Source organism: Rhodanobacter lindaniclasticus (assembly GCF_004799035.1).
GTDB classification, from domain to species: domain Bacteria; phylum Pseudomonadota; class Gammaproteobacteria; order Xanthomonadales; family Rhodanobacteraceae; genus Rhodanobacter; species Rhodanobacter lindaniclasticus.
In genome coordinates this window covers 134,815-156,194 of sequence record NZ_MWIO01000013.1, presented here as the reverse complement: position 1 = coordinate 156,194, position 21,380 = coordinate 134,815, and the positions used below count along the sequence as shown (strand labels likewise).

Sequence of the window (21,380 nt, the reverse complement as noted above, 5' to 3'; positions counted from 1 at the left end):
ACCGATGGGCGCCGTCGACCTGACCCAGTTCCACAAGACCTTTTTCGAGGAGAGCCTGGAAGGGCTGGACGCGATGGAGGCGGCGTTGCTCGCGCTGGATTCGGGCTCGACCGACCATGAGCTGGTGCACACCATCTTCCGTGCCGCGCACTCGATCAAGGGCGGCGCGGCCACGTTCGGCTTTGCCGAGGTGGCCGCGTTCACCCACGTGGCCGAATCGTTGCTGGAGGAAGTGCGCAGCGAACGTCGCGGCGTGGACGGCGAACTGATCGACCTGCTGTTGCGCTCGGTGGATTGCCTGCGCGCGATGCTCGACCACACCAGCCACGGCCTGCCCGCGGCCGACGCCGACAGCGAGGCGCTGCGCGGCGAACTGGTGCGCCTGGTCAGCGGCGAGGCGGCCCCCGCGCCGGCCGCGACGACAGCCGCGGCAGCGAGCGTGGACGGCTGGGCGATCCGCTTCGTGGCCTTGCCGCACCTGTTGCAGACCGGCAACGATCCGCTGCGCCTGTTCCGCGAACTGCAGCAGCTGGGTCGGCTCGACGTGTGCCGTGCGTTCGTGGTCGACGCTGCGCCGACGCAGCTGGCGGAGCTCGATCCGGGCCAGTGCTGGCTGGGCTGGGAACTGCGCCTGCATGGTGCCGTGGCGCGCGCCGAGGTGGCCGCGGTGTTCGACTGGGTCGAGGGCGATTGCGAGCTGGCGATCGAGCCGATCGCTCCGGCTGCATCCGCTGCACCCGTCGCGCCGGTCGCTGTCGCGCCACCCGTCGCTGCACCCGCCGCCAGCGCGCCGCGCCCGGTCCGCGAGACGGCGGCCGCAAGCAGCGAGGGCAGCTCGATCCGCGTCGGCATCGACAAGGTCGATGCGCTGATCAACATGATGGGCGAGCTGGTGATCACCCAGTCGATGCTCAGCGACATCGGCGAACATTTCCATCCCTCGCAGCTCGAACGCCTGCGCGAGGGCCTGCTGCAGCTGGAGCGCAACACGCGCGAGCTGCAGGAGAGCGTGATGCGCATCCGCATGCTGCCGATCGGTTCGGTGTTCAACCGCTTCCCGCGGCTGGTGCGCGACCTGGAGCGCAAGCTCGGCAAGCAGGTGAAGCTGGAGCTGCACGGCGAGCACACCGAGCTGGACAAGACGGTGCTGGAAAAGATCGGCGATCCGCTGGTGCACCTGGTGCGCAACGCGATCGACCACGGCCTGGAATCGCCGGAGCAGCGCCGCGCCGCCGGCAAGAACGAAACCGGCACCTTGCGGCTGGACGCCTACCACGAAGGCGGCAACATCGTGGTGCAGATCAGCGACGACGGCGCCGGCCTCAATCGCGCCGCCATCGTGGCCAAGGCCGAGCAGCGCGGCCTGATCCGCCCCGGCCAGGAAGTGGACGATGCCGAGGTGGCCGAGCTGATCTTCCAGCCGGGCTTCTCCACCGCCGCGCAGGCCACCGACCTGTCCGGCCGCGGCGTGGGCATGGATGTCGTGCGCCGCAACGTGCGCGACCTCGGCGGCAGCGTCGGCGTGCGCAGCCAGAGCGGCAAGGGCAGCGTGTTCACCATCGCCCTGCCGCTCACGCTGGCCATCATCGACGGCCTGGTCACCGCGGTGGGCGAGGAGCGCTACATCGTGCCGCTGATCTCCATCGTCGAATCGCTGCGGCTGCGCCCGGAGATGGTGCGCAAGATCGCCGGCGGCGGCGAGGTGTTCCATTTCCGCAACGAGTACCTGCCGATCATGCGCCTGCACCGCGCGTTCGGCTGCAACGCGGCGATCACCGAGATCGAGCGCGGCATCGTGGTGGTGGTCGAGGAAGAGGGGCGCCGCGTGGGCCTGCTGGTGGATGACCTGCTCGGCCAGCAACAGGCGGTGGTGAAGTCGCTGGAGGCGCATTACCAGCGCGTGCAGGGCATTTCGGGCGCCACCATCCTCAGTGATGGCTCGGTGGCGCTGATCGTGGATGTATGTGGGGTGGTGCGGTTGGGCCAGCGCAGCAAGGCGGCGTGAGCGCCGCAGCCGCGGCCACGCGCCATGCGTGTTTCATGAAAAGTGCCGACGAACCCGGATGCGTTCGCCGGCGAGTGTTACGGCGCCTCTGCGCGCCGCCCCGCGCGGTCATGGTGGCCGGCGGGCCTTCTCTTCGAGGTGTTCGAGATGTTGTCGGCGATACGCGGTTTCTTTGATCGGCTCAGCCTGAACGCACGGCTGGTGCTGGTCGTGTCGGTGGTCGTGCTGGGGCTGTTCGGCCTCACCGTGATGAATGCGCTGCAAAATCGCGCCGGTCAGATGGACGGGCTCCAGAGCCTGTTGCGCAGCCAGATCGAGTCGGCCGTGTCGGTGGCTGCCGCGTTCCACGAGCGCGCGGGCAAGGGCGAGTTCAGCGAGGCGGAGGCGCAGAAGCGCGCGCTCGCCCAGATCCACGACATGCAGTGGAACAAGGGTGCCGGCTACGTCTTCGCATTCGACGACAATTACACGTTGACCTCGCACCCGGTGATGCTGGACAAGCTCGGCACCAGCGTGCGCGACATGACCGACCAGAATGGCAAGGCGATCTTCCAGGCGATGCATGCCATCGACATGAAGGACGGCGGCGGGCTGACCTACTACGACTGGCTCAAGCCCAGCAGCAAGAAGATCGTGGGCAAGGTCACCTACTCCGAGCGCTATCAGCCGTGGGGCATGCACTTCGGCGCTGGCGCCTATTTCGACGACATTGATGCGCAGTTCCGCCAGACCCTCGCACTGAACCTGGGCAAGGCGGGATTGCTGGCATTGCTGGTGATCGGGCTGGTGTGGCTGTCGATGCGCAGCATCCGTCGCAGCATCGGCGGAGAGCCGGGTTTCGCGGTGGCCATGGCCACGCGCATCGCCAACGGCGACCTGGGCAAGGACGACGGTGGCAAGACGTTTGCCGCCGGCAGCCTGCTGGCCGAATTGGCCCGCATGCGCGACCGGCTGACCGGCATCGTGGGCGAAGTGCAACATGGCTCGGAGGCGGTGAGCAGCGCAGCGCAGCAGATCGCCAAGGGCAACGACGACCTCAGCCAGCGCACGCAGGAGCAGGCCTCCAGCCTGGAGGAAACCGCCGCCTCGATGGAGGAGATGACCTCCACCGTGAAGCAGAACGCCGAGAACGCCAGCTACGCCAACCAGCTGGCCAGCGGCGCGCGCGAGCAGGCCGAGCGCGGCGGCGAGGTGGCCGCGCAGGCGGTGGCGGCGATGGACGAGATCAATGCCTCCAGCCGCAAGATCGCCGACATCGTGGGGCTGATCGACGAGATCGCGTTCCAGACCAACCTGCTGTCGCTCAACGCCGCGGTGGAAGCCGCGCGTGCCGGCGAGCAGGGCCGCGGCTTCGCCGTGGTGGCCAGCGAGGTGCGCAGCCTGTCCCAGCGCAGCGCGGCGGCGGCGAAGGAGATCAAGGGGCTGATCAACGAAAGCGTGCAGCGGGTGCAGGCCGGCAGCGCGCTGGTCGACCAGTCCGGCGCGGCGCTGACCGGCATCGTGGAGAGCGTCAAGAAAGTCACCGACATCGTTGCCGAGATCGCTGCGGCCAGCCACGAGCAGTCCGCCGGCATCGACCAGGTCAACCGCGCCGTGATGCAGATGGACGAGGTCACCCAGCAGAACGCGGCGCTGGTCGAGGAGGCCGCCGCCGCCGCGCGGGCGATGCAGGAACAGGCGCTGGAACTGCAGCGGCAGATGAGGTTCTTCCAGCTCGGCGGCGCACCGTCCGATGCGCAAGCGCCCGTCGCGGCGCCGGAATCGGCACGCGTGGTGGAGCTGCCGCGCAAGGCGGTGGCTCGTGCTGCCGAGCCGGCGCCGCGGCGCGCGGCGGCCGCCGGCGCCTGGACCGAGTTCTGATTCTCCGTTTCGCGGTCCCCCCCCGGGCGCTTGCCTGCCAGCGGCCGCCCGATGGCGGGACCGCGCCCGTCTTCCGCACGGCGCGGCAGCAGCGGCCGCGTCCGCTTTCCGCTCAAGTTTCCTGTCGCCGTGCCGACACAGGTGATGGCGGCACGGCGACCGCAATCGCCCATCACGAGGTAGCAGGCTCATGCACGAGAACACCGATGGCGCGGCACCGACGGTGCAGCAGCTGACGTTCAACCTGGCGGGCGAGGAGTACGGCGTCGACATCCTGTCGGTGCGCGAGATCCGCGGCTGGTCGCGCGTGACGCGCATCCCGCAGACGCCCGACCACCTGCTCGGCGTGCTCAACCTGCGCGGCGCGATCGTGCCGATCATGGACCTGCGCCTGCGCTTCGGCCTGGAGCGCGAGAGCTATGGCGACAGCACGGTGGTGATCATCGTGGCGGTCGCCGAGCGGTTGTTCGGCATCGTGGTGGATGCCGTCTCCGACGTGGTCGACATCGACCCGTCCGCGATCAAGCCGGTGCCCGACATGGGCGCCGTCGTGGACACCCGCTACCTGAAAGGTCTGGCCACCCATGTCGAACGCATGGTGATGCTGCTGGACGTGGACAAGCTGATGCGTCCGGAAGACGTGGAAACCCTGGACGCGGCGCTGCCGCATGTCCGCGAAGTCGAAGTTGCCGCCTGAATCGGGGAATGCTCATGAAGATCAAGAAAGTGCTGGCACGTTTCGCCAAGGTGCCCACCCTAACCGTCAAGGCGCGCCTGATCGGCGTGTTCGCGCTGCTCGGCGCGATGCTGGTGGCCGGTGCGGCGATCGGCCTGGGCGTGATGTCCTGGCAGAACGAGGGCATGCGCACGAGTTACGAGGAGGCGATGGTGCCGGCCAGCCTGATGGGCCAGCTGCGCGCCAAGTCGCTGCTGAATTTCATCGTGCTGGGCGAGGCCGCCGGCGCGATCGACAAGCCCAACCAGGTGAAACAGAAGGTCGCCGAGTCCGAGCAGATCCAGAAGGATATCGCGGCGGTCAACAAGCAACTGGCCGCCATTCATCTGAGCCCGGAGGTCGCCAAGAAATACAAGGACTACAACGACACCACGGGGGATTACAGCGATGCGCTGAAGGAGATCTACGACGGCCTCAATTCCAGCGACACCGGCACCGCCGACATGATGGACATGCAGCTGCGCCCGTTGCTGATGATGCGCCAGGACGCACTGGACAAGCTGGTCACCGCGCAGAGCGACGAAGTGCGTGACATCTACCAGTCGCAGGTCAAGCGCTACCGCTTCGTGCAGACCACCACGCTGGCGGCACTGATCGCCGGCCTGCTGCTGGCGCTGTTCGTGGCGGTGCGGCTGATCCGCTCGATCACCGGCGCCTTGCACCATGCGGTGAAGATCGCCGACCAGATCGGCGAGGGCAAGCTGGGCCATGACATCCGCGTGAACCGCAAGGACGAGTTCGGTCGCCTGCTGCTCGCCTTCCGCAACATGGACCAGCACCTCAGCGAGATCGTGGGCGAAGTGCGGCTTGGCTCGGATGCGGTGAGCACGGCCGCGCAGCAGATCGCGCGCGGCAACGACGACCTCAGCCAGCGCACGCAGGAGCAGGCCTCCAGCCTGGAGGAAACCGCCTCGTCGATGGAGGAGATGACTTCCACCGTGAAGCAGAACGCGGAGAACGCCAGCCACGCCAACCAGCTCGCCCGCGGCGCGCGCGAACAGGCCGAGCGCGGCGGCGAAGTCGCCTGCAAGGCGATCGCGGCGATGACCGAGATCGACGCCTCCAGCCGCAAGATCGGCGACATCGTGGGGCTGATCCAGGAGATCGCCTTCCAGACCAACCTGCTGGCGCTCAACGCCGCGGTGGAAGCGGCGCGCGCCGGCGAGCAGGGCCGCGGCTTCGCCGTGGTGGCCACCGAGGTACGCAGCCTGGCCCAGCGCAGCGCCGGCGCGGCGAAGGAGATCAAGGGCCTGATCAGCGACAGCGAGGAAAAGGTGCGTACCGGTTCCGAGCTGGTCAACCAGTCAGGCAAGGCGCTGGCCGAGATCGTCGACAGCGTGAAGAAAGTCACCGACATCGTGGCCGAGATCGCCGCGGCCAGCCATGAGCAGTCTGCCGGCATCGATCAGGTCAACAACGCCGTGATGCAGATGGACGAGATGACCCAGCAGAACGCCGCGCTGGTCGAGGAAGCCTCGGCCGCCGCCCGCGCGATGCACGAGCAGGCGGACGAACTGGCGCGCCAGGTGGCGTTCTTCCAGGTCGCCGACAGCGGCCAGGCGGCGCCGGCGAAGGCGCCGGTGGCAGCCGTCGCGGTGGAGACCGAGGCCGTGTTCGCCGCCGTGCGCAAGGCGCAGCCGGCGCGCGCGGTGGCCGAGGCGGACGCCGCCGCGGCCGGTGCATGGAAGGAGTTCTGAACATGAACGCGACGGTCGACATGCCCGTCGTCGAGGTCGCCGGCGGTCCGCGCCTAGGCGACAGCGAGTTCGAGTTCCTGCGCAAGTTCGTCTACACCCACTGCGGCATCTCGCTGGGCGAGCACAAGCGCCAGCTGGTGCAGGGACGGTTGTTCCGCCGCCTGCGCGCGCTGGGCCTGCAGCAGTTCAGCAGCTATTGCGAGCTGCTGCAGCGCGACCCGCAGAGTGAGCTGGGCGAACTGGCCAGCGTCATCAGCACCAATGTGACCTCGTTCTTTCGCGAGGTGCACCACTACGACCTGCTGGTCGCCGAGCTGCTGCCGCGCTGGCTGGAAGACAAGCGTCGCAACGGCGAGCGCCTGCGCATCTGGTCGGCCGGCTGCTCCACCGGCGAGGAACCCTACGCGCTGGCGATGGTGCTGGCCGAGGCGATCGAGGAGCACGGTGCCAATGGCGTGGACGCGAAGATCCTTGCCACCGACCTGTCGCCGCAGGCGCTGGAAACCGCGCGCCGCGGCGTCTATCCGCTGGACCGCCTCGGCGGCATCAGCGATGCCCATCGCCGCCGCTGGATGCTGCGCGGCTCGGGCGAGTACGAAGGCCTGGCCAGCGTGCATCCGAAGCTGCGCGAGCTGGTCACCATCCAGCCGCTGAACCTGTTGCACGAATGGCCGATGAAAGGCCCGTTCGACGCGATCTTCTGCCGCAACGTGGTGATCTATTTCGACCAGCCGACCAAGCAGCGCCTGTTCCGTCGCTACGCGGAACTGTTGCCGGCCGGCGGCTACCTGTTCCTTGGCCACAGCGAATCGCTGCACGGCATCAGCGAGGATTTCGAACTGATCGGCCGCACGGTCTACCGGAAACGCGGTTGATGGACGTGCAGCTGGCCGATCGACGCAAGGCTCCGGCACTTTCCGCGGCGCCGCCGGGCTTCGAGCACCTGCGCCGGTTCTGGGACCCGGCGCAGGGTTGCATGACGGTCAAGGTGCTGCCCGGCGAGTTCTACGTCAGCGGCGAGGAAGAAATGCTCAGCACGGTGCTGGGCTCGTGCGTCTCCGCCTGCATCCACGACGTGCGCCGCGGCATCGGCGGCATGAACCATTTCATGCTGCCCGAACCGGTCGGCGAGCGCGACAGCTGGTCCTCCACCGTGGGCCGCGCGGCGCGCTACGGCAGCGATGCCATGGAGCAGCTGATCAACGCGATCCTGAAAGCCGGCGGCCAGCGCGCCGACCTGCGCGTGAAGGTATTCGGCGGCGGTCGCGTGCTGGCGCGCATGAGCGACGTGGGCCAGCGCAACATCGACTTCGTGCGTCGCTACATCGCGGCGGAGAACCTGGAGCTGGTGGCGTCGGACCTCGGCGACGTGTTTCCGCGCCAGGTGCAGTTCTTCCCGAACAGCGGGCGCGCCCGCGTGCGCCTGCTCCGGCGCAGCGACGACGTGGCGCTGGTGGCCGGTGAGAGCGGTTACCTCAAGCGTTTGGCAAATGATCCGATAAAGGGTGAGGTGGAGCTGTTCTAGTGGCGGCGGCGAGGGACGAGAGGTGACCGCACCGTTCGTACCCCGCGCGCGACTCGCCCGGCACCGCCCATTCCTGACAAGACAAGGCAGAGAAGCAGGCAATGACAAGGGTGCGCGTTCTGGTGATCGACGATTCCGCATTGGTGCGCAAGCTGATGTCGACGATGCTTGCCTGCGATCCGGAGATCGAGGTGGTCGGCACCGCCGCCGATCCGCTGATTGCCCGCGAGAAGATCAAGCAGCTCAACCCCGACGTGCTGACCCTGGATGTGGAGATGCCGCGCATGGACGGCATCACCTTCCTGGAAAACCTGATGCGGCTGCGGCCGATGCCGGTGGTGATGGTGTCCTCGCTGACCGTGGAAGGCGCTGACGTCACCCTGCGTGCGCTGGAAATGGGCGCGGTGGATTTCTTCGCCAAGCCCGACCACGACCTGGCCAGCCGCTTCGGCGAATGCGCGCAGGAGATCTGCGACAAGGTGAAGCTCGCCGCGCGCACCCGCCCGCGCGCGCGGACCACGGTGCGCAAGCTGGACGTGGCGCCGCGCCTGTCTGCCGACGCCGTGCTGCCGCGGGCACAGACCGCCGGCAGCCGCGGCGGCAGTCCGATCATCGCCATCGGCGCCTCCACCGGCGGCACCGAGGCGGTGCGCGTGGTGCTGGAGGCGATGCCGCCGGATGCGCCGCCGATCCTGGTCACCCAGCACATCCCGGCCGCGTTCAGCGGCCCGTTCGCCGCGCGCATGGACCGCTGTTCGGCGATGCGCGTGTGCGAGGCGCAGGATGGTCAGCCGATCCAGTCCGGCCATGCCTACGTCGCCCCCGGCAGCCACCACCTGCTGGCGATGTGGGACGGCGCGAAGTACGTCTGCCGCCTGCACGACGGCCCGCCGGTGAACCGGCACAAACCCAGCGTCGACGTGCTGTTCCGCTCGCTGGCCGCCAGCGCCGGCGCGGCCACCATCGCCGCGCTGCTGACCGGCATGGGCGACGACGGCGCCCGCGGCCTGCTCGAGCTGCGCCAGACCGGCGCAGCCACGCTGGTGCAGGACGAGAACAGCTCGGTCGTGTGGGGCATGCCTGGTGCCGCGTGGAAACTCGGCGCCGCCGGCGAAATGCTGCCGCTGGATCACATCGCACCGCGCCTGCTGGCGCTGGCGCGCCAACCTCTCGCCGGCGCGTTGCGCGCCTGATCAGGAATCCGATCATGACTTTCTCACTCTCCGGTCTTGCAGCCCGCCCCGTCGCCGGCGTCGCCGCCAGCGCGCTGGCGCTGCTGCTGTCGCTGCTGTGGCACCCGGCCTGGCTGGCACCGCTGCTGGTGGTGCTGCTGACCGTGGTGTGGATCGTGGAGACGCGCCACCGTGCCACGCCCGTCGCCGAACCGGCGCCGGGCGCCCACGCCGGGCCGGTGCGCGAAGCACTGGAAGACGTGCGCGGCGCGCTGGTCGACGAACTCGGCCATGCCAGCCGCGAACTGCACCAGGGCCTGGGCCTGCTGCGCGATGCCGTCTCCGAGCTCGGCGGCGGTTTCGACGGCCTGTCCAACAAGACCGCGCTGCAGCAATCGCTGCTCAAGCAGATCATCGAGGTGCAGGGCAGCGGCGTGTCGATCCAGGATTTCGCCACCCGCACCGGCGACCTGCTGGAGCACTTCGTCGGCATGATCGTGCAGATGTCGCGCGAGAGCCTGCGCATCGTCTACCGCATCGACGGCATGGCCAAGGAAATGGACGCGGTGTTCGGCCTGCTGAAGAATGTCAACACGATCGCCGAGGAAACCAACCTGCTGGCACTCAACGCCGCCATCGAGGCGGCACGCGCCGGCGAATCCGGCCGCGGCTTCGCCGTGGTGGCGGGCGAGATCCGCAACCTGGCCAGCAACTCCAACCAGTTCAACGAGCAGATCGGCAGCCACGTCGAACGCGCCCGTGCCGCGATGGAGCAACTGCGCGGCCTGGTCGGCACGATGGCCTCGCAGGATCTCAACGTGGCGCTGTCGGCCAAGGGCGGCATCGACGCGATGATGGCCCACGTCACCGAGAGCGACGCGCGCACCAGCGCGGTGGCCGACCAGGTGGTGGAGATCAACCGCGGCCTGGGCAGCGACGTCTCCACCACGATCCGCTCGCTGCAGTTCGAGGACATCCTGAGCCAGCTGATCACGCAGACCCGCGCGCGACTGGTGGAACTGCAGGAGATCACCGCCGAATGCACCCGCGACATCGAGGAGCTGGCTTGCGCGTCGATGGACGCCGAAGCGCTGGACGAGCGCGCGCGGCGCGTGCGTTCACGCCTCGCAGTGCAACGCGAGAAGGCGCGCCTGCGCTCCCGCGGCCCGGCCCTGCAGAGCAGCATGGACGCCGGCGAAATCGAACTCTTCTGAGGATTGGCCATGATTGTTCACCACGACGCCGAAAGCGATTGCCTCAGCCTGCAACTGGGCGAGCGATTCGATTTCAGCATCCACCGCGAATTCCACGACGCCTGCCTCGGTGCCGGCCGCGTGGCCCGCAGCTACCTGATCGACCTGGCCGAGGTCACCCGCATGGACAGCTCCGCGCTGGGCATGCTGCTGCTGCTGCGTGAACACGCCGGCGCCGACCACGCCGACATCCGCATCGTCAACGCCAACAGCGAGCTGCGCGGCACCTTGCGCGTGGCCGGTTTCGACAAGCTGTTCGTGCTGCATTGAGGAGCACCCTGGTTGTCGGGGCGGGCCAACGGCATTCCTTTTTTTGCAGGAGCCCGCTCGCGGGCGATGCTTTTGCCGGGATTCAGGATTCGAAAAAGCATCGCCCGCGAGCGGGCTCCTGCAGTTCTGTCGGGTTATGCCAAACACGTTTGCCACCCAGTAAAAAGGCTCCTCGCGGAGCCTTTTGCTTTTGATGGAGCCGACCGACTTACCAGGAACGAACCTTCACCACGCTGGCGGTGAAGCTGGAGATGTTGCGCTGGTAGTGGAACAGGCGGCCCAGGTCGAACGACACCGACTGGCCGGGGGTGATGTTGGAGGTGCCAGCCGGCCAGGCCTGCTTCGACTGCAGGACGTTGCCCGCGTCATCCTTGAGCTCGATGCGGATCTGTGCCGCCGAAGGAGTAGTGCAGCTGTTCATCAGCTGGCCGCGCAGGCTCAGCTTGCCGGACAGCCCGCTGGCGGCCGACGGGGTGAACTCGGTGATCGCGAAGTCCTTGATCGAGCATTCGGCGTGCACGGCCATGGGGGCCAGCAGCAGTGCGGTGGTCATGAGCAGAGTTTTCATGGGTCGATGCATCCCCTGGGATTGAGAGGTGGGTACCCATTGTTCGGCCGATCGGACGAAATCTTTAGGGCTCGCGGCCTGGTCGCCCGCCGGCGAGCCGGACACGCACGGAAGGGCGGCGTCGGGCGCGGCGCATGCGGGGTTTCGTTTCAGGCAGCCAGCGAGGCTGGCCGGGCCGTCACAGCCACTTGTTGTGCTTGAGTGCGGCGTAGATGCCGCCCACCACGCCGGCCATCACCACGATGATCGCCGGATAGGCCCACGGCTGGCCGAGCTCGGGCATGTGCTGGAAATTCATGCCGTACCAGCTGGTCAGCAGGGTCGGTGCCGCCAGCATGGCGGCCCAGCCGGCGAGCTTCTTCATCACCTCGTTCTGGCCGAAGGTGACCAGCGAGAGGTTGACGTTGATCGCGGCGGTGAGCATCTCGCGCATCGCGCTGATCGACTCGTTGACGCGGAACACGTGGTCGTAGACGTCGCGGAAGTAGGGCCGCAGTTCGTCGGGGATCAGGCCCTGGTGCAGGCGCACCAGCTGGCTGGTGATGTCCTGCAGTGGCGCCACGGCCAGGCGCAGCGTCATCAGGTCGCGCTGCATGTCGTAGAGCCGGTGCACCGTGCTGCGCTTGAAGGTCTCCGCAAAGATGTCCTGTTCGAGCAGGCCCAGCTCTTCGCGGAAGTCGCGCACGATCGGCAGCAGGTTGTCGACGATCAGGTCGAGCACGCCGTAGAGGCCGTAACTGGGTCCGTTGGCGAGCAGCTCCGGCACGTTCTCGCAGGCGCGTCGCGCCGGCGCGTACGAGAGCGAGGCGCCATGGCGCACGGTGACCAGGTAGCGCTCGCCGAGGAAGATCTGGGTCTCGCCGAACTGCAGCTCGGCCTCGATCAGCTGTGCGGTCTGCACCACCAGGAACAGCGAGTCGCCGTAGGTTTCGATCTTGGTGCGCTGGTGCGCGGTATGCGCGTCCTCGATGGCCAGGTCGTGCAGGCAGAACTCTTCCTGCAGCTTTTCCAGCAACGGTTCGTCCGGTTCGTGCAGGCCGACCCAGACGAAGGTGTCCGGCACCGCCAGCACGTCGCTGATGGCATCCAGGCCGATTTCGCCGAGGCGCGTGCCGTCGCGATGGTAGGCGATGCAGTTGACCACCATCGGCTCGGTAACGGGCACGAGTGCAGCAGGCGATGGCGAGGTCGGGGTCATGCCCCATGATGCCGTGCCCGCCGTGGCGGGGCAACGCGAGTGCGAGGGAATCAGCGGTTGCGCCGCAGGCCCCAGGCCAGCGCCAGCCAGCACGGCAGGGCAAACAGCAGCCACGGCTGGTTCTGCTGCACCGTGCCGGGCAGCAGGTGCAGCGCGAGTGCTGCGAGCAGGGCCAGCAACTGCAGCATGATCAGGCCGTCGATGAAGCGTGACGCAGCGAAACCGCGACGCGCGCGCCACTGCGTGGGCAGCAGCAACCACGCCAGCGGATTGAACAGCAGCAGGTTGGCGTTGGCCCAGGCCGAGTGATGGGTGGTCAGCGTCCACAGACCCAGCAACACCACGCCGACCAGGCCGGCCAGCAGCAGGAACAGGGTGCCGAGCAGGGAGTAGCCAAGTGGCCACCACAGGCGTGCGGCCAGCAGCAGCGCCGCCAGCAGCAGGCCCGCCGCGCCCAGTGGCCCGCGCAGGTCGGGTGGCGAGGTCGGCGGCGGCACCAGGCGGTTGGGCGACACCACGCGTTCGTCCTGCACCAGCGGCCGACTGCCGCCGTCCGGCCCGGTGATCCGCACCTGGCGCAACTGCGTCTGCAGCACGGCAGGCAGGAAACTCTCCTGCCACGCCGTCAACGGCTGGTCGGCGTAGGGGCCCAGGCCCAGGTCCAGCATCAGCATCAGCCAGGGCTGCGCGCTCATCAGCCGCACCGTCTGCTGGCGATAGGTGAATTCGCCCGCATGTGCCCGCAGATGGTTCTTCACGGCGCCGTCGAGTGCGCGATCGAAGGCGTCGCGCACGCGGGTGGTGCAGTTGTCGGCGTAGTAGTCGTAGTCGTAGACGGCGTTCTGCGGGCGCAGGTTCCACAGCAGGTCGTCGCGCAGGTGGGCAGCCTGGTCGGCGTCCAGCGCCAGCCGCTGGCGCGTCACCGAACGGCCGACTTCGGTGTAGTAGGCCTCCTCCGGCCCGCTGGCTTCGGCGTCCATCATGTAATGCATGCGGCCGCGGGCGAAGTTGAGGAGGAAGTTCTTCTCCTCGAAGTCGAACACGCCGTAGTTGAAATTGACCGACTCGCCCGAGACGCGGTCGCGCACCTCGATGGCATCGTGGCCGAAGCGCTCCCAGTAGATGTCGCCCGGCCCGTAGGTCACCAGCGACACTTCGAGATCGGCGCCAGGCGCCTCGGCGATGCCGGCGCGTGCCGGCGCCAGCGCGGCGAGCACGAGCAGGGCAAGCAGCAAGGTCACGCGACGGAGCAAATCCATGTGCAGGGTCAGGAAGTCATCAGGCCGGGTTGCCTGACCACGCGGAACTGCTGCACACGACGGTCGTCCGCCGCGGTGACGTGGAACAGGTAGTCGCCCATCGCGACTTCTTCGCCGACCTCGGGCAGGTGGCCGAACTCGGCGGTGACCATGCCGCCGACGGTGTCGTACTCCTCGTCGGGGAAGCCGGCGCCGGTCTGCTCGTTGAAATCCTCGATCGGGGTCAGCGCGCTTACCAGCCAGTCGCCCCCGGGCTGTTCGTGCATCAGCTCGGGCTCTTCCTCGTCGTCGTGCTCGTCGTCGATTTCGCCGACGATTTCCTCCAGCACGTCCTCGATGGTCACCAGGCCGGCGACGCCGCCGTATTCGTTGACCACCAGCGCCATGTGGTTGCGGCTGAGGCGGAACTCCTCGAGCAACACGTTGAGCTTCATCGACTCGGGAATCAGCACGGCCGGGCGCAGGATCGAGCGGATGTCGAAGTGTTCGGTGGCACCGAAGAACTTGAGCAGGTCCTTGGCCAGCAGGATGCCGAGGATCTCGTCCTTGTCCTCGCCGTGCACCGGAAAGCGCGAGTGGCCGGATTCGACCACGGTGGCCAGCAGGTCGGACAGGGTGGAGTCCGCCGCGAGCATCACGATCTGTGCGCGCGGCACCATGACGTCGTCGACGTCCAGCTCGGTGACCTTGATCGCCCCCTCGACCATGGTGAGGGTATCGACGGAAAGCAGGCCGTTGCTCTGCGCGGCGCGCAACTCCTCAAGCAACTCGTTGCGGTTGCGCGGCTCGCCGGAAAACAGGTGGCCCAGTCGATCCCACCAGGTACGGTGGGCCGGGCCGCTGGTACTGCCAGGGTCGTCGTTCATCACTCTTTGGAAATCAGCCCAAACGCGGGCGGAAGCTTGATTCTAGCGGAAAAATCCGTTTCGACCCTGCACGGCCGCACGGCATGTGCAATCGAGGGTGACGCGCAGGGCGGGCGCTGCCCGCCGCCGTTTCGCCACACGAGGATGGCGGGCCGTGTGCGCCCTGCAGGATTCAGGCGTACGGGTCGGCGATGCCGAGGCCGGCCAGGATGCGGGTTTCCAGCGCCTCCATCGCCTCGGCCTCGGCCTCCTCGATGTGGTCGTAACCGAGCAGGTGCAGCACGCCGTGGATGGTGAGATGGGCCCAGTGGTCGCGTGGCAATTTGCCCTGTTCGGCCGCCTCGCGCAGCACCACCGGGGCGCAGATGGCGAGGTCGCCGATCAGCGGCAGATCCACGCCTGGCGGCAGTTCGGCGGGAAACGACAGCACGTTGGTGGCGTAATCCTTGCCGCGGTAATCGCGGTTGAGCGCGCGGCCCTCCCTGGCGTCGACGATGCGGATGGCCAGTTCGGCGCGCTTGCGCCGTTTCGCGCCACGCAGCGCGGCCTCGACCCAGCGACGGAAGCTGGCCGGCGCGGGCAGGCCGGCACGTGGCACCGCGTAGCCGACGGCGAGCGTCACCGGCGCGCTCATTCGCCGTCCTCGTCCTTCTGCTCGAACGCCTCGTACGCGCGCACGATCTTGGCCACCAGCGGATGGCGCACCACGTCACGCGAGGTGAAGAAGGTGAAGCTGATGCCGGCCACGCCGCGCAGCACTTCGATCGCCTGGCGCAGGCCCGAGCGCGTGTTGCGCGGCAGGTCGACCTGGGTGACGTCGCCGGTGATCACCGCCACCGTGCCGAAGCCGATGCGGGTGAGGAACATCTTCATCTGCTCGACCGTGGTGTTCTGCGCCTCGTCGAGGATCACGTAGGAATCGTTCAAGGTGCGCCCCCGCATGTAGGCCAGCGGCGCGATCTCGATCACGTTGCGCTCGATCAGCTTGGCCACCTTCTCGAAGCCGAGCATCTCGTACAGCGCGTCGTACAGCGGGCGCAGGTAGGGATCGACCTTCTGTGACAGATCGCCGGGCAGGAAGCCCAGTTTCTCGCCGGCCTCCACCGCCGGCCGCACCAGGATCAGCCGCTGCACCCGGTTCGCCTCCAGCGCCTCGACCGCGCTGGCCACGGCGAGGTAGGTCTTGCCGGTGCCGGCCGGGCCCACGCCGAAGTTGATGTCGTGGCTGGCGATCGCGTGCAGGTAGCGCGCCTGGTTCGGCCCGCGGCCCTTGATCACGCCGCGCTTGACCTTGATGACGACTTCCTGCGCACCTTCGGCGGCCGACTCGGCGATCGCGTCGATGCCCGATTCGGCCAGATGCAGGTTGATCTTCGCGCCGGTCAGCGCCTCGTCGGCGGTGCCGGCGTACAGCGCGCGCAGTACTTTTTCGGCGGCGCGCGCCGGCGCGTCCTCACCGATCACCTGGAAGATGCTGCCGCGGTGGTTGATCTCCACGCCGAGGCGCAGTTCGACCTGGCGCAGGTGTTCGTCGAACGGTCCGCACAGGTTGGCGAGGCGGGCGTTGTCCTCGGGATCGAGGGTGAAGTCGCGCTGGTTGAGTTCGCTCATAGGGGCGCGAGAGTAGCGCGGAGGCGCCGGAAGGACCATGCCGGTGCCCGCCGGCGCCTGGGGGTTTGCAAATAATTAAACGATGAATTAATTTATACCCATGGCTACTTCAGGCAAACGCGCAAAACCGCAGCGCCGCGCCGGGCGCCCCAGCGGCGACGAGAAGGATCTGCGCCGGCATCTGCTGGATGCGGCGCTGGGGCAGTTCGCGCGCACAGGTATCGCCGCCACCTCGTTGCGGGCGATCGCCACCGAGGCGGGGGTCACCCCGGCGATGCTGCATTACTACTTTGGCGACAAGGCGCGGCTGCTGCAGGCCGTGATCGACGAGCGTCTGCTGCCGTCGCTAGCGCCGCTGCGCGCGCAGTTGGAGCTTGCCGGCAATGACCCGGCCGCGCTGACCGAAGCCTTCGTGCGCGGGATCAGCGACGTCGTGGCGAGCCATCCCTGGCTGCCGCCGCTGTGGGTGCGCGAAGTGCTGTGCGAGGGCGGTGCGCTGCGCGAGATATTGTTCGACCGGGCCGTGCCGGGCGTGCCGCAGCTGTTGGCACAACGCTTCGCCGCGGCGCAGGCAAATGGACGGCTGAACGCGGCGCTGGACCCCCGCCTGCTGGTCGTCTCGCTGGTCGGCCTGACCCTGTTTCCTGCCGCCGGCGCGCCGATCTGGCGGCGCGCCTTCGATGCCGAGGCACTCGGCCCCGGGGCCATGCTCGAACACACGCTGGCGCTGCTGGGACAGGGCGTCGGCACGACGAAACGTGGAGAGCCTGCATGAAGTTCACGACCGTGATCTGCCAGTCGCTGGCGGCGCTGGTGCTCGCCGTTCCCGCCGGTTGCAGCAAGCAGGTGCCGCAGGCGCTGGGCACGCTCGAGTTCGACCGCATCACGCTGCCGGCGCCGGTTGCCGAGCGCATCGTGGCGATCGACGTGCGCGAAGGCGAGCAGGTCAAGGCGGGCCAGCCGCTGCTGCAACTGGACCCCGCGCATACCCGCGCCGAGTTCGCCGCCGCCCAGGCCCAGCTGGAGCAGCAGCGCGAACTCCTGGCTGAACTCCGGACCGGGCCGCGCCGCGAGGACATCGCCAGGGCCCGCGCGAGTCTGGCCGCGGTGCAGGCACAGGCACGCGAAGCCCGCGCGTACTACAACCGTTTGCTGCCGCTGAAGGGCAAGAGCTACGTGGCCGCGGCCGATCTCGATCGCGCCCGCGCCGCGGCAGGCAACGCCGATGGCCAGGCAGCGGCCGCACGCGCAGCGCTCGACGAGTTGTTGCACGGCACGCGTCCGGAGCAGCTCGCCCAGGCGCAAGCCGCCGTCGCGGCGGCGCAGGCGCAAGTCAGCGCGCAGCAAGTGCTGCTGGGCAAGCTGGCCGTCGTGGCGCCGCGCGCCGGGCGCATCGACAGCCTGCCGTACCGCCTGGGCGACCAGGCGCCGGTCGGCGCGCCACTGGCGATCCTGCTGGCCGGCGACGCGCCATACGCGCGCATCTACGTGCCGGTGCAGCAGCGCGCCGGCATGCACGTCGGCGAGGCCATCGACGTATTCGTGGCCGGTCGCGACAGACCGTATGCCGGCAAGCTGCGCATGATCCGCAGCGAGCCGGACTTCACCCCGTACTACGCACTGATCGGCGACGACGCGGCGCGGCTCAGCTATCTCGCCGAAGTCGCCCTGGGCGCGGACGCGGCGGAACTGCCCGCCGGCCTGCCAGTGCGCGTCGAGTTTCGCGGGCCGGCGAAATGAATGCCGCAGCGGATGATGTGGCGATTCGCGCGCGCGGCCTGACCCGGTGCTTCGGCAAGCTGGTGGCGGTCGATCACGTCGATCTCGACGTGCCGGCGCAGCGCGTCTACGGCTTCCTCGGCCCGAACGGCTCGGGCAAGTCCACCACCATCCGCATGCTGTGCGGGCTGCTGACGCCAAGCGGGGGCGAGATCGAGGTGCTCGGCCTGAAGATTCCGGCACAGGCCGACGAACTGCGTACGCATATCGGCTACATGACGCAGAAATTCTCGCTGTTCGAGGACCTCGGCGTGCGCGAGAACCTGGAGTTCCTCGCCGCGATCCAGGGCGTGCCGAAGGCGAAGACCAAACGCCGCGTCGACGAGCTGATCGAGCAGTACCACTTCGGCGATCGGCAGCGGCAACTGGCCGGCACCATGAGCGGCGGCCAGAAGCAGCGCCTGGCGCTGGCCTGTGCGGTGCTGCACGAGCCGCAGCTGCTGTTCCTCGACGAACCGACCAGCGCGGTCGATCCGGAATCGCGCCGCGATTTCTGGGAAAAGCTCTTCGAGCTGGCCGATGCCGGCACCACGCTGCTGGTCTCCACCCACCTGATGGACGAAGCCGAGCGCTGCCACCGGCTGGCCATCCTCGACCGCGGCGCACTGGTCGCCGACGGCACACCGCGCGAGCTGACCGCGCAACTGGAAGGGCGCACGTTCACCGTCGAAACGGACGATCCGCGCGCCGCCCAGCGCGCGCTCGCGAGCGTGGCGGGCGTGCTCGGCGTGGCCCAGGTCGGCAACATCCTGCGCGTGCTGACCGGGGCCGAGGGCGTTACCCCGGACATGGACAGGGCACTGGCGACGACGGGGCACAAGGCCGCGCTGGCGGCGGCGCCGCCGAATCTCGAAGACGTGTTCGTCGCCGCCACGCGCCGCGACGCGGAGCGCGCCGCATGAACGTGCGGCGGCTGTGGGCGATCGTGGTCAAGGAGCTGCGCCAGCTGCGCCGCGACCGCATCACGCTGGCGATGGTGGTGGGCATCCCGGTGATCCAGCTGGTGCTGTTCGGCTATGCAATCAACACCAACCTGCGCGGGCTCGACGCCGGCATCGTCGACCAGGCCAACAGCGCCGGTTCGCGCGCCCTGGTGATGGACATGCTGGCCACCGGCGTGGTGGCGCCGGTGGCGCGGGTGAACACGCCGCAGGAGTTGATGGCGATGATCCGGCGCGGGCAGGTCGGCATCGGCATTGTGGTGCCGCCGGATTTCGAGCGGCGCCGCATCGACGGCCGCGCGGTGGCGCAGATCCTGGTCGACGGCAGCGACACGGCGGTGCAGGCCGCTGCCGCGCAACTGATGCAGGTGCCGATCGACAGCGCCGCGCCCGATACCCGCGCGCCGGCGACCAGTACCCCGGTCGGTGGGCGGATCAGCATGGTCGCCTTCTACAACCCGCAGCGACGCTCCGCGGTCAACATCGTGCCCGGCCTGATCGGCGTCATCCTGACCATGACGATGGTGCTGTTCACCGCCATCGCGATCGTGCGCGAGCGCGAGCGCGGCAACATGGAGCTGCTGATCGCCACCCCGCTGACCAGCTCGGAGCTGATGATCGGCAAGGTGCTGCCGTACGTGGCGATCGGCCTGGTGCAGACCAGCGTGATCCTGGCGCTCGGCACGTGGCTGTTCGCGGTGCCGATTCTCGGCAGCGTGGTCGATGTGTACCTGGCCTCGGGCTTGCTGATCCTCGCCAACCTCGCCTTGGGCCTGTTGATCTCCACGCGCGCGCAGTCGCAGTTCCAGGCGATGCAGATGACGTTCTTCGTGTTCCTGCCATCGATCCTGCTGTCGGGCTTCATGTTCCCGTTCGCCGGCATGCCGAAGCTGGTGCAGTGGCTCGCCGAGATCTTGCCGCTGACCCATTTCCTGCGCCTGATCCGCGGCGTGATGCTGCGCGGCGCGGGCTTGCGGGAGATGTGGCTCGACGTGCTGGCGCTGGCAGTGTTCACGCTGGCGATGATGGCGCTGGCGATATTGCGCTTCCGCAAGCGGCTGGATTGACGAAGCTGTCCGCGCGTTGTTGCGGGAGCGCAGGGCGGCTACTGCCGCCATCGTCGTACCGCAAGATCACGGCGGGCAGAGCCCGCGCTACGCGGCGACTTCGTCGGCCAGCTTCACCCGCCCGCGCAGCGAATTGGCCATCGCGTCGGTGACCACCACGTCGACGAACTGACCGATCAGGCGCGCGTCGCCGGCGAAGTTCACGTAGCGCATGTTCTCGGTGCGGCCGCTGAGTTCGTTCGGGTTGCGGGTGCTGGGCTTTTCCACCAGCACGCGCTGCACGGAGCCGACCATCGCCTCGTTGATCTTCTTCGCGTTTGCGTTGATCGCGGCCTGCAGGCGCGCAAGGCGCTCGTGCTTGACCGCCGCCGGCGTGTCGTCGGCCAGACCTGCCGCCGGCGTGCCCGGGCGCGAGGAGAAGATGAAGGTGAAGCTCTGGTCGAAGCCGACGTCGTCGACCAGCTTCATGGTCTTCTCGAAATCCTCGTCGGTCTCGCCGGGGAAGCCCACGATGAAGTCCGACGACACGCAGATGTCCGGCCGCACCGCGCGCAGCTTGCGGATCTTCTGCTTGAACTCGAGCGTGGTGTAGCCGCGTTTCATCGCCGACAGGATGCGGTCGGAGCCGGCCTGCACCGGCAGGTGCAGGTAGTTGGCCAGTTGCGGCACGTTGGCGTAGGCCTCGATCAGCGAGTCGGAGAACTCCAGCGGATGCGAGGTGGTGAAGCGGATGCGGCCGATGCCTTCGATCTGTGCGATGGCGTGGATCAGCACGGCGAGGTCGGCGATGCCGCCGTCATGAGTCGGGCCGCGATAGGCGTTGACGTTCTGGCCGAGCAAGTTCACTTCGCGCACGCCCTGCGCGGCGAGCTGGGCCACTTCCACCAGCACGTCGTCGAACGGACGGCTGATCTCGGTGCCGCGGGTGTACGGCACCACGCAGTAGCTGCAGTACTTCGAGCAGCCTTCCATGATCGAGACGAACGCGGTGGGACCTTCGGCGCGCGGCTCCGGCAGGCAATCGAACTTCTCGATCTCGGGGAAGCTGATGTCCACCTGCGGCTTGCCGGTGGCGCGCTGGGCCTCGATCAGCTGGGGCAGCCGGTGCAAGGTCTGCGGGCCGAACACCAGGTCCACGTAGGGCGCGCGCTTGACGATCGCCGCGCCTTCCTGCGAGGCCACGCAACCGCCGACGCCGATCAACACCGGCTTGCCGTCCCGCTTGTGCTGCTTCCAGCGACCGAGCTGGCTGAACACCTTTTCCTGCGCCTTCTCGCGGATCGAGCAGGTGTTGATCAGGATCACATCCGCCTCCGACTCGTCCTGGGTCAGCTCCAGGCCGTGCGAGGCCTTCAGCACGTCGGCCATCTTGGCCGAGTCGTACTCGTTCATCTGGCAGCCGTGGGTCTTGATGAAAAGCTTGCCGCTCATCGCGTGGGTACCGTGATTCATGGGGGCGGAGGCGTTGTCCGCAGAACTGCGCAGTTTACCCTGCTGCCGATGTGCCTGCCAGATCAAGCACTTGCGCTTTTCCCTCGGCCGCCTGGGTGCTCGCCGTGATCGTGGAACTGAG

The 21,380-nt window shown here is 68.2% G+C and carries 20 protein-coding genes; 13 read left to right on the top strand and 7 right to left on the bottom strand.

Annotated features, from left to right (window positions below):
- Positions 1 to 4: 4 nt before the first annotated feature.
- From B1991_RS04095 to B1991_RS04055, 9 genes are all read left to right on the top strand, one after another.
- Entirely contained in the window at positions 5 to 2,005 is a 2,001-nt protein-coding gene (locus tag B1991_RS04095) for a chemotaxis protein CheA (RefSeq protein WP_136257426.1), read from the top strand.
- A gap of 147 nt (positions 2,006 to 2,152) precedes the next feature.
- Positions 2,153 to 3,865 carry a methyl-accepting chemotaxis protein gene (locus B1991_RS04090; protein ID WP_136257425.1) on the top strand — a complete coding sequence of 571 codons (1,713 nt, stop codon included), beginning with the start codon at positions 2,153 to 2,155 and terminating at the stop codon, positions 3,863 to 3,865.
- A 190-nt stretch (positions 3,866 to 4,055) separates the two neighbouring features.
- On the top strand, positions 4,056 to 4,562 hold the full coding sequence (locus B1991_RS04085; protein WP_136257424.1) for a chemotaxis protein CheW: 507 nt from the start codon (positions 4,056 to 4,058) through the stop codon (positions 4,560 to 4,562).
- 14 nt (positions 4,563 to 4,576) lie between these two features.
- Positions 4,577 to 6,298 (top strand): methyl-accepting chemotaxis protein, encoded by a 1,722-nt coding sequence (locus B1991_RS04080; protein WP_136257423.1) that lies wholly within the window; start codon positions 4,577 to 4,579, stop codon positions 6,296 to 6,298.
- A 2-nt stretch (positions 6,299 to 6,300) separates the two neighbouring features.
- Positions 6,301 to 7,173: a CheR family methyltransferase gene (locus B1991_RS04075; protein WP_136257422.1), complete on the top strand. Its 873-nt coding sequence runs from the start codon at positions 6,301 to 6,303 to the stop codon at positions 7,171 to 7,173.
- A complete protein-coding gene (cheD, locus tag B1991_RS04070; RefSeq protein ID WP_136257421.1) occupies positions 7,173 to 7,823 on the top strand; it encodes a chemoreceptor glutamine deamidase CheD in 651 nt (216 codons plus the stop codon). Before B1991_RS04075 ends, cheD begins: the two co-directional genes overlap by 1 nt.
- Positions 7,824 to 7,924: 101 nt before the next feature.
- Positions 7,925 to 9,016 carry a protein-glutamate methylesterase/protein-glutamine glutaminase gene (locus B1991_RS04065; RefSeq protein WP_136257420.1) on the top strand — a complete coding sequence of 364 codons (1,092 nt, stop codon included), beginning with the start codon at positions 7,925 to 7,927 and terminating at the stop codon, positions 9,014 to 9,016.
- A gap of 14 nt (positions 9,017 to 9,030) precedes the next feature.
- A complete protein-coding gene (locus B1991_RS04060) occupies positions 9,031 to 10,209 on the top strand; it encodes a methyl-accepting chemotaxis protein (RefSeq protein WP_136257419.1) in 1,179 nt (392 codons plus the stop codon).
- Between the two features lie 9 nt (positions 10,210 to 10,218).
- Entirely contained in the window at positions 10,219 to 10,518 is a 300-nt protein-coding gene (locus tag B1991_RS04055) for an STAS domain-containing protein (protein WP_136257418.1), read from the top strand.
- Positions 10,519 to 10,726: 208 nt separating this feature from the next.
- Here the strand turns inward: B1991_RS04055 and B1991_RS04050 are convergent, their stop codons facing one another.
- From B1991_RS04050 to B1991_RS04025, 6 genes are all read right to left on the bottom strand, one after another.
- Entirely contained in the window at positions 10,727 to 11,086 is a 360-nt protein-coding gene (locus tag B1991_RS04050) for a hypothetical protein (RefSeq protein ID WP_136257417.1), read from the bottom strand.
- Positions 11,087 to 11,264: 178 nt separating this feature from the next.
- Entirely contained in the window at positions 11,265 to 12,284 is a 1,020-nt protein-coding gene (locus B1991_RS04045) for a magnesium and cobalt transport protein CorA (protein ID WP_246031043.1), read from the bottom strand.
- Positions 12,285 to 12,334: 50 nt separating this feature from the next.
- A complete protein-coding gene (locus tag B1991_RS04040; RefSeq protein WP_136257416.1) occupies positions 12,335 to 13,543 on the bottom strand; it encodes a lipoprotein N-acyltransferase Lnb domain-containing protein in 1,209 nt (402 codons plus the stop codon).
- A gap of 8 nt (positions 13,544 to 13,551) precedes the next feature.
- The gene (locus tag B1991_RS04035) at positions 13,552 to 14,409 is read right to left on the bottom strand and encodes a CorC family transporter (RefSeq protein ID WP_136257415.1); all 858 of its coding nucleotides are present in this window, start codon (positions 14,407 to 14,409) and stop codon (positions 13,552 to 13,554) included.
- Positions 14,410 to 14,581: 172 nt separating this feature from the next.
- A complete protein-coding gene (gene ybeY / locus B1991_RS04030; RefSeq protein WP_136257414.1) occupies positions 14,582 to 15,043 on the bottom strand; it encodes an rRNA maturation RNase YbeY in 462 nt (153 codons plus the stop codon).
- Positions 15,040 to 16,020 (bottom strand): PhoH family protein, encoded by a 981-nt coding sequence (locus B1991_RS04025; protein ID WP_136257413.1) that lies wholly within the window; start codon positions 16,018 to 16,020, stop codon positions 15,040 to 15,042. The genes ybeY and B1991_RS04025 overlap by 4 nt, the downstream gene beginning before the upstream one ends.
- 100 nt (positions 16,021 to 16,120) lie before the next feature.
- Here B1991_RS04025 and B1991_RS04020 point away from each other — a divergent pair, with 100 nt between their 5' ends.
- From B1991_RS04020 to B1991_RS04005, 4 genes are read left to right on the top strand one after another with little or no spacing between them, the layout of a single operon-like run.
- On the top strand, positions 16,121 to 16,795 hold the full coding sequence (locus B1991_RS04020) for a TetR/AcrR family transcriptional regulator (RefSeq protein WP_136257412.1): 675 nt from the start codon (positions 16,121 to 16,123) through the stop codon (positions 16,793 to 16,795).
- Complete coding sequence (locus tag B1991_RS04015; protein WP_136257411.1) at positions 16,792 to 17,760, top strand: HlyD family secretion protein; 969 nt, start codon at positions 16,792 to 16,794, stop codon at positions 17,758 to 17,760. The genes B1991_RS04020 and B1991_RS04015 overlap by 4 nt, the downstream gene beginning before the upstream one ends.
- Complete coding sequence (locus tag B1991_RS04010; RefSeq protein WP_136257410.1) at positions 17,757 to 18,701, top strand: ABC transporter ATP-binding protein; 945 nt, start codon at positions 17,757 to 17,759, stop codon at positions 18,699 to 18,701. The genes B1991_RS04015 and B1991_RS04010 overlap by 4 nt, the downstream gene beginning before the upstream one ends.
- The gene (locus B1991_RS04005) at positions 18,698 to 19,807 is read left to right on the top strand and encodes an ABC transporter permease (RefSeq protein ID WP_136257409.1); all 1,110 of its coding nucleotides are present in this window, start codon (positions 18,698 to 18,700) and stop codon (positions 19,805 to 19,807) included. The genes B1991_RS04010 and B1991_RS04005 overlap by 4 nt, the downstream gene beginning before the upstream one ends.
- Positions 19,808 to 19,894: 87 nt before the next feature.
- Here the strand turns inward: B1991_RS04005 and miaB are convergent, their stop codons facing one another.
- On the bottom strand, positions 19,895 to 21,238 hold the full coding sequence (miaB, locus tag B1991_RS04000; RefSeq protein ID WP_136257497.1) for a tRNA (N6-isopentenyl adenosine(37)-C2)-methylthiotransferase MiaB: 1,344 nt from the start codon (positions 21,236 to 21,238) through the stop codon (positions 19,895 to 19,897).
- Positions 21,239 to 21,380 lie beyond the last annotated feature (142 nt).

Excerpts from the sequence above, each read along its gene's own strand:
- B1991_RS04095 (WP_136257426.1), top strand. The coding sequence starts at position 5 with ATGGGCGCCGTCGACCTGACCCAGTTCCACAAGACCTTTTTCGAGGAG.
- B1991_RS04090 (WP_136257425.1), top strand. The coding sequence starts at position 2,153 with ATGTTGTCGGCGATACGCGGTTTCTTTGATCGGCTCAGCCTGAACGCA.
- B1991_RS04085 (WP_136257424.1), top strand. The coding sequence starts at position 4,056 with ATGCACGAGAACACCGATGGCGCGGCACCGACGGTGCAGCAGCTGACG.
- B1991_RS04080 (WP_136257423.1), top strand. The coding sequence starts at position 4,577 with ATGAAGATCAAGAAAGTGCTGGCACGTTTCGCCAAGGTGCCCACCCTA.
- B1991_RS04075 (WP_136257422.1), top strand. The coding sequence starts at position 6,301 with ATGAACGCGACGGTCGACATGCCCGTCGTCGAGGTCGCCGGCGGTCCG.
- cheD (WP_136257421.1), top strand. The coding sequence starts at position 7,173 with ATGGACGTGCAGCTGGCCGATCGACGCAAGGCTCCGGCACTTTCCGCG.
- B1991_RS04065 (WP_136257420.1), top strand. The coding sequence starts at position 7,925 with ATGACAAGGGTGCGCGTTCTGGTGATCGACGATTCCGCATTGGTGCGC.
- B1991_RS04060 (WP_136257419.1), top strand. The coding sequence starts at position 9,031 with ATGACTTTCTCACTCTCCGGTCTTGCAGCCCGCCCCGTCGCCGGCGTC.
- B1991_RS04055 (WP_136257418.1), top strand. The coding sequence starts at position 10,219 with ATGATTGTTCACCACGACGCCGAAAGCGATTGCCTCAGCCTGCAACTG.
- B1991_RS04050 (WP_136257417.1), bottom strand. The coding sequence starts at position 11,086 with ATGAAAACTCTGCTCATGACCACCGCACTGCTGCTGGCCCCCATGGCC.
- B1991_RS04045 (WP_246031043.1), bottom strand. The coding sequence starts at position 12,284 with ATGACCCCGACCTCGCCATCGCCTGCTGCACTCGTGCCCGTTACCGAG.
- B1991_RS04040 (WP_136257416.1), bottom strand. The coding sequence starts at position 13,543 with ATGGATTTGCTCCGTCGCGTGACCTTGCTGCTTGCCCTGCTCGTGCTC.
- B1991_RS04035 (WP_136257415.1), bottom strand. The coding sequence starts at position 14,409 with ATGAACGACGACCCTGGCAGTACCAGCGGCCCGGCCCACCGTACCTGG.
- ybeY (WP_136257414.1), bottom strand. The coding sequence starts at position 15,043 with ATGAGCGCGCCGGTGACGCTCGCCGTCGGCTACGCGGTGCCACGTGCC.
- B1991_RS04025 (WP_136257413.1), bottom strand. The coding sequence starts at position 16,020 with ATGAGCGAACTCAACCAGCGCGACTTCACCCTCGATCCCGAGGACAAC.
- B1991_RS04020 (WP_136257412.1), top strand. The coding sequence starts at position 16,121 with ATGGCTACTTCAGGCAAACGCGCAAAACCGCAGCGCCGCGCCGGGCGC.
- B1991_RS04015 (WP_136257411.1), top strand. The coding sequence starts at position 16,792 with ATGAAGTTCACGACCGTGATCTGCCAGTCGCTGGCGGCGCTGGTGCTC.
- B1991_RS04010 (WP_136257410.1), top strand. The coding sequence starts at position 17,757 with ATGAATGCCGCAGCGGATGATGTGGCGATTCGCGCGCGCGGCCTGACC.
- B1991_RS04005 (WP_136257409.1), top strand. The coding sequence starts at position 18,698 with ATGAACGTGCGGCGGCTGTGGGCGATCGTGGTCAAGGAGCTGCGCCAG.
- miaB (WP_136257497.1), bottom strand. The coding sequence starts at position 21,238 with ATGAGCGGCAAGCTTTTCATCAAGACCCACGGCTGCCAGATGAACGAG.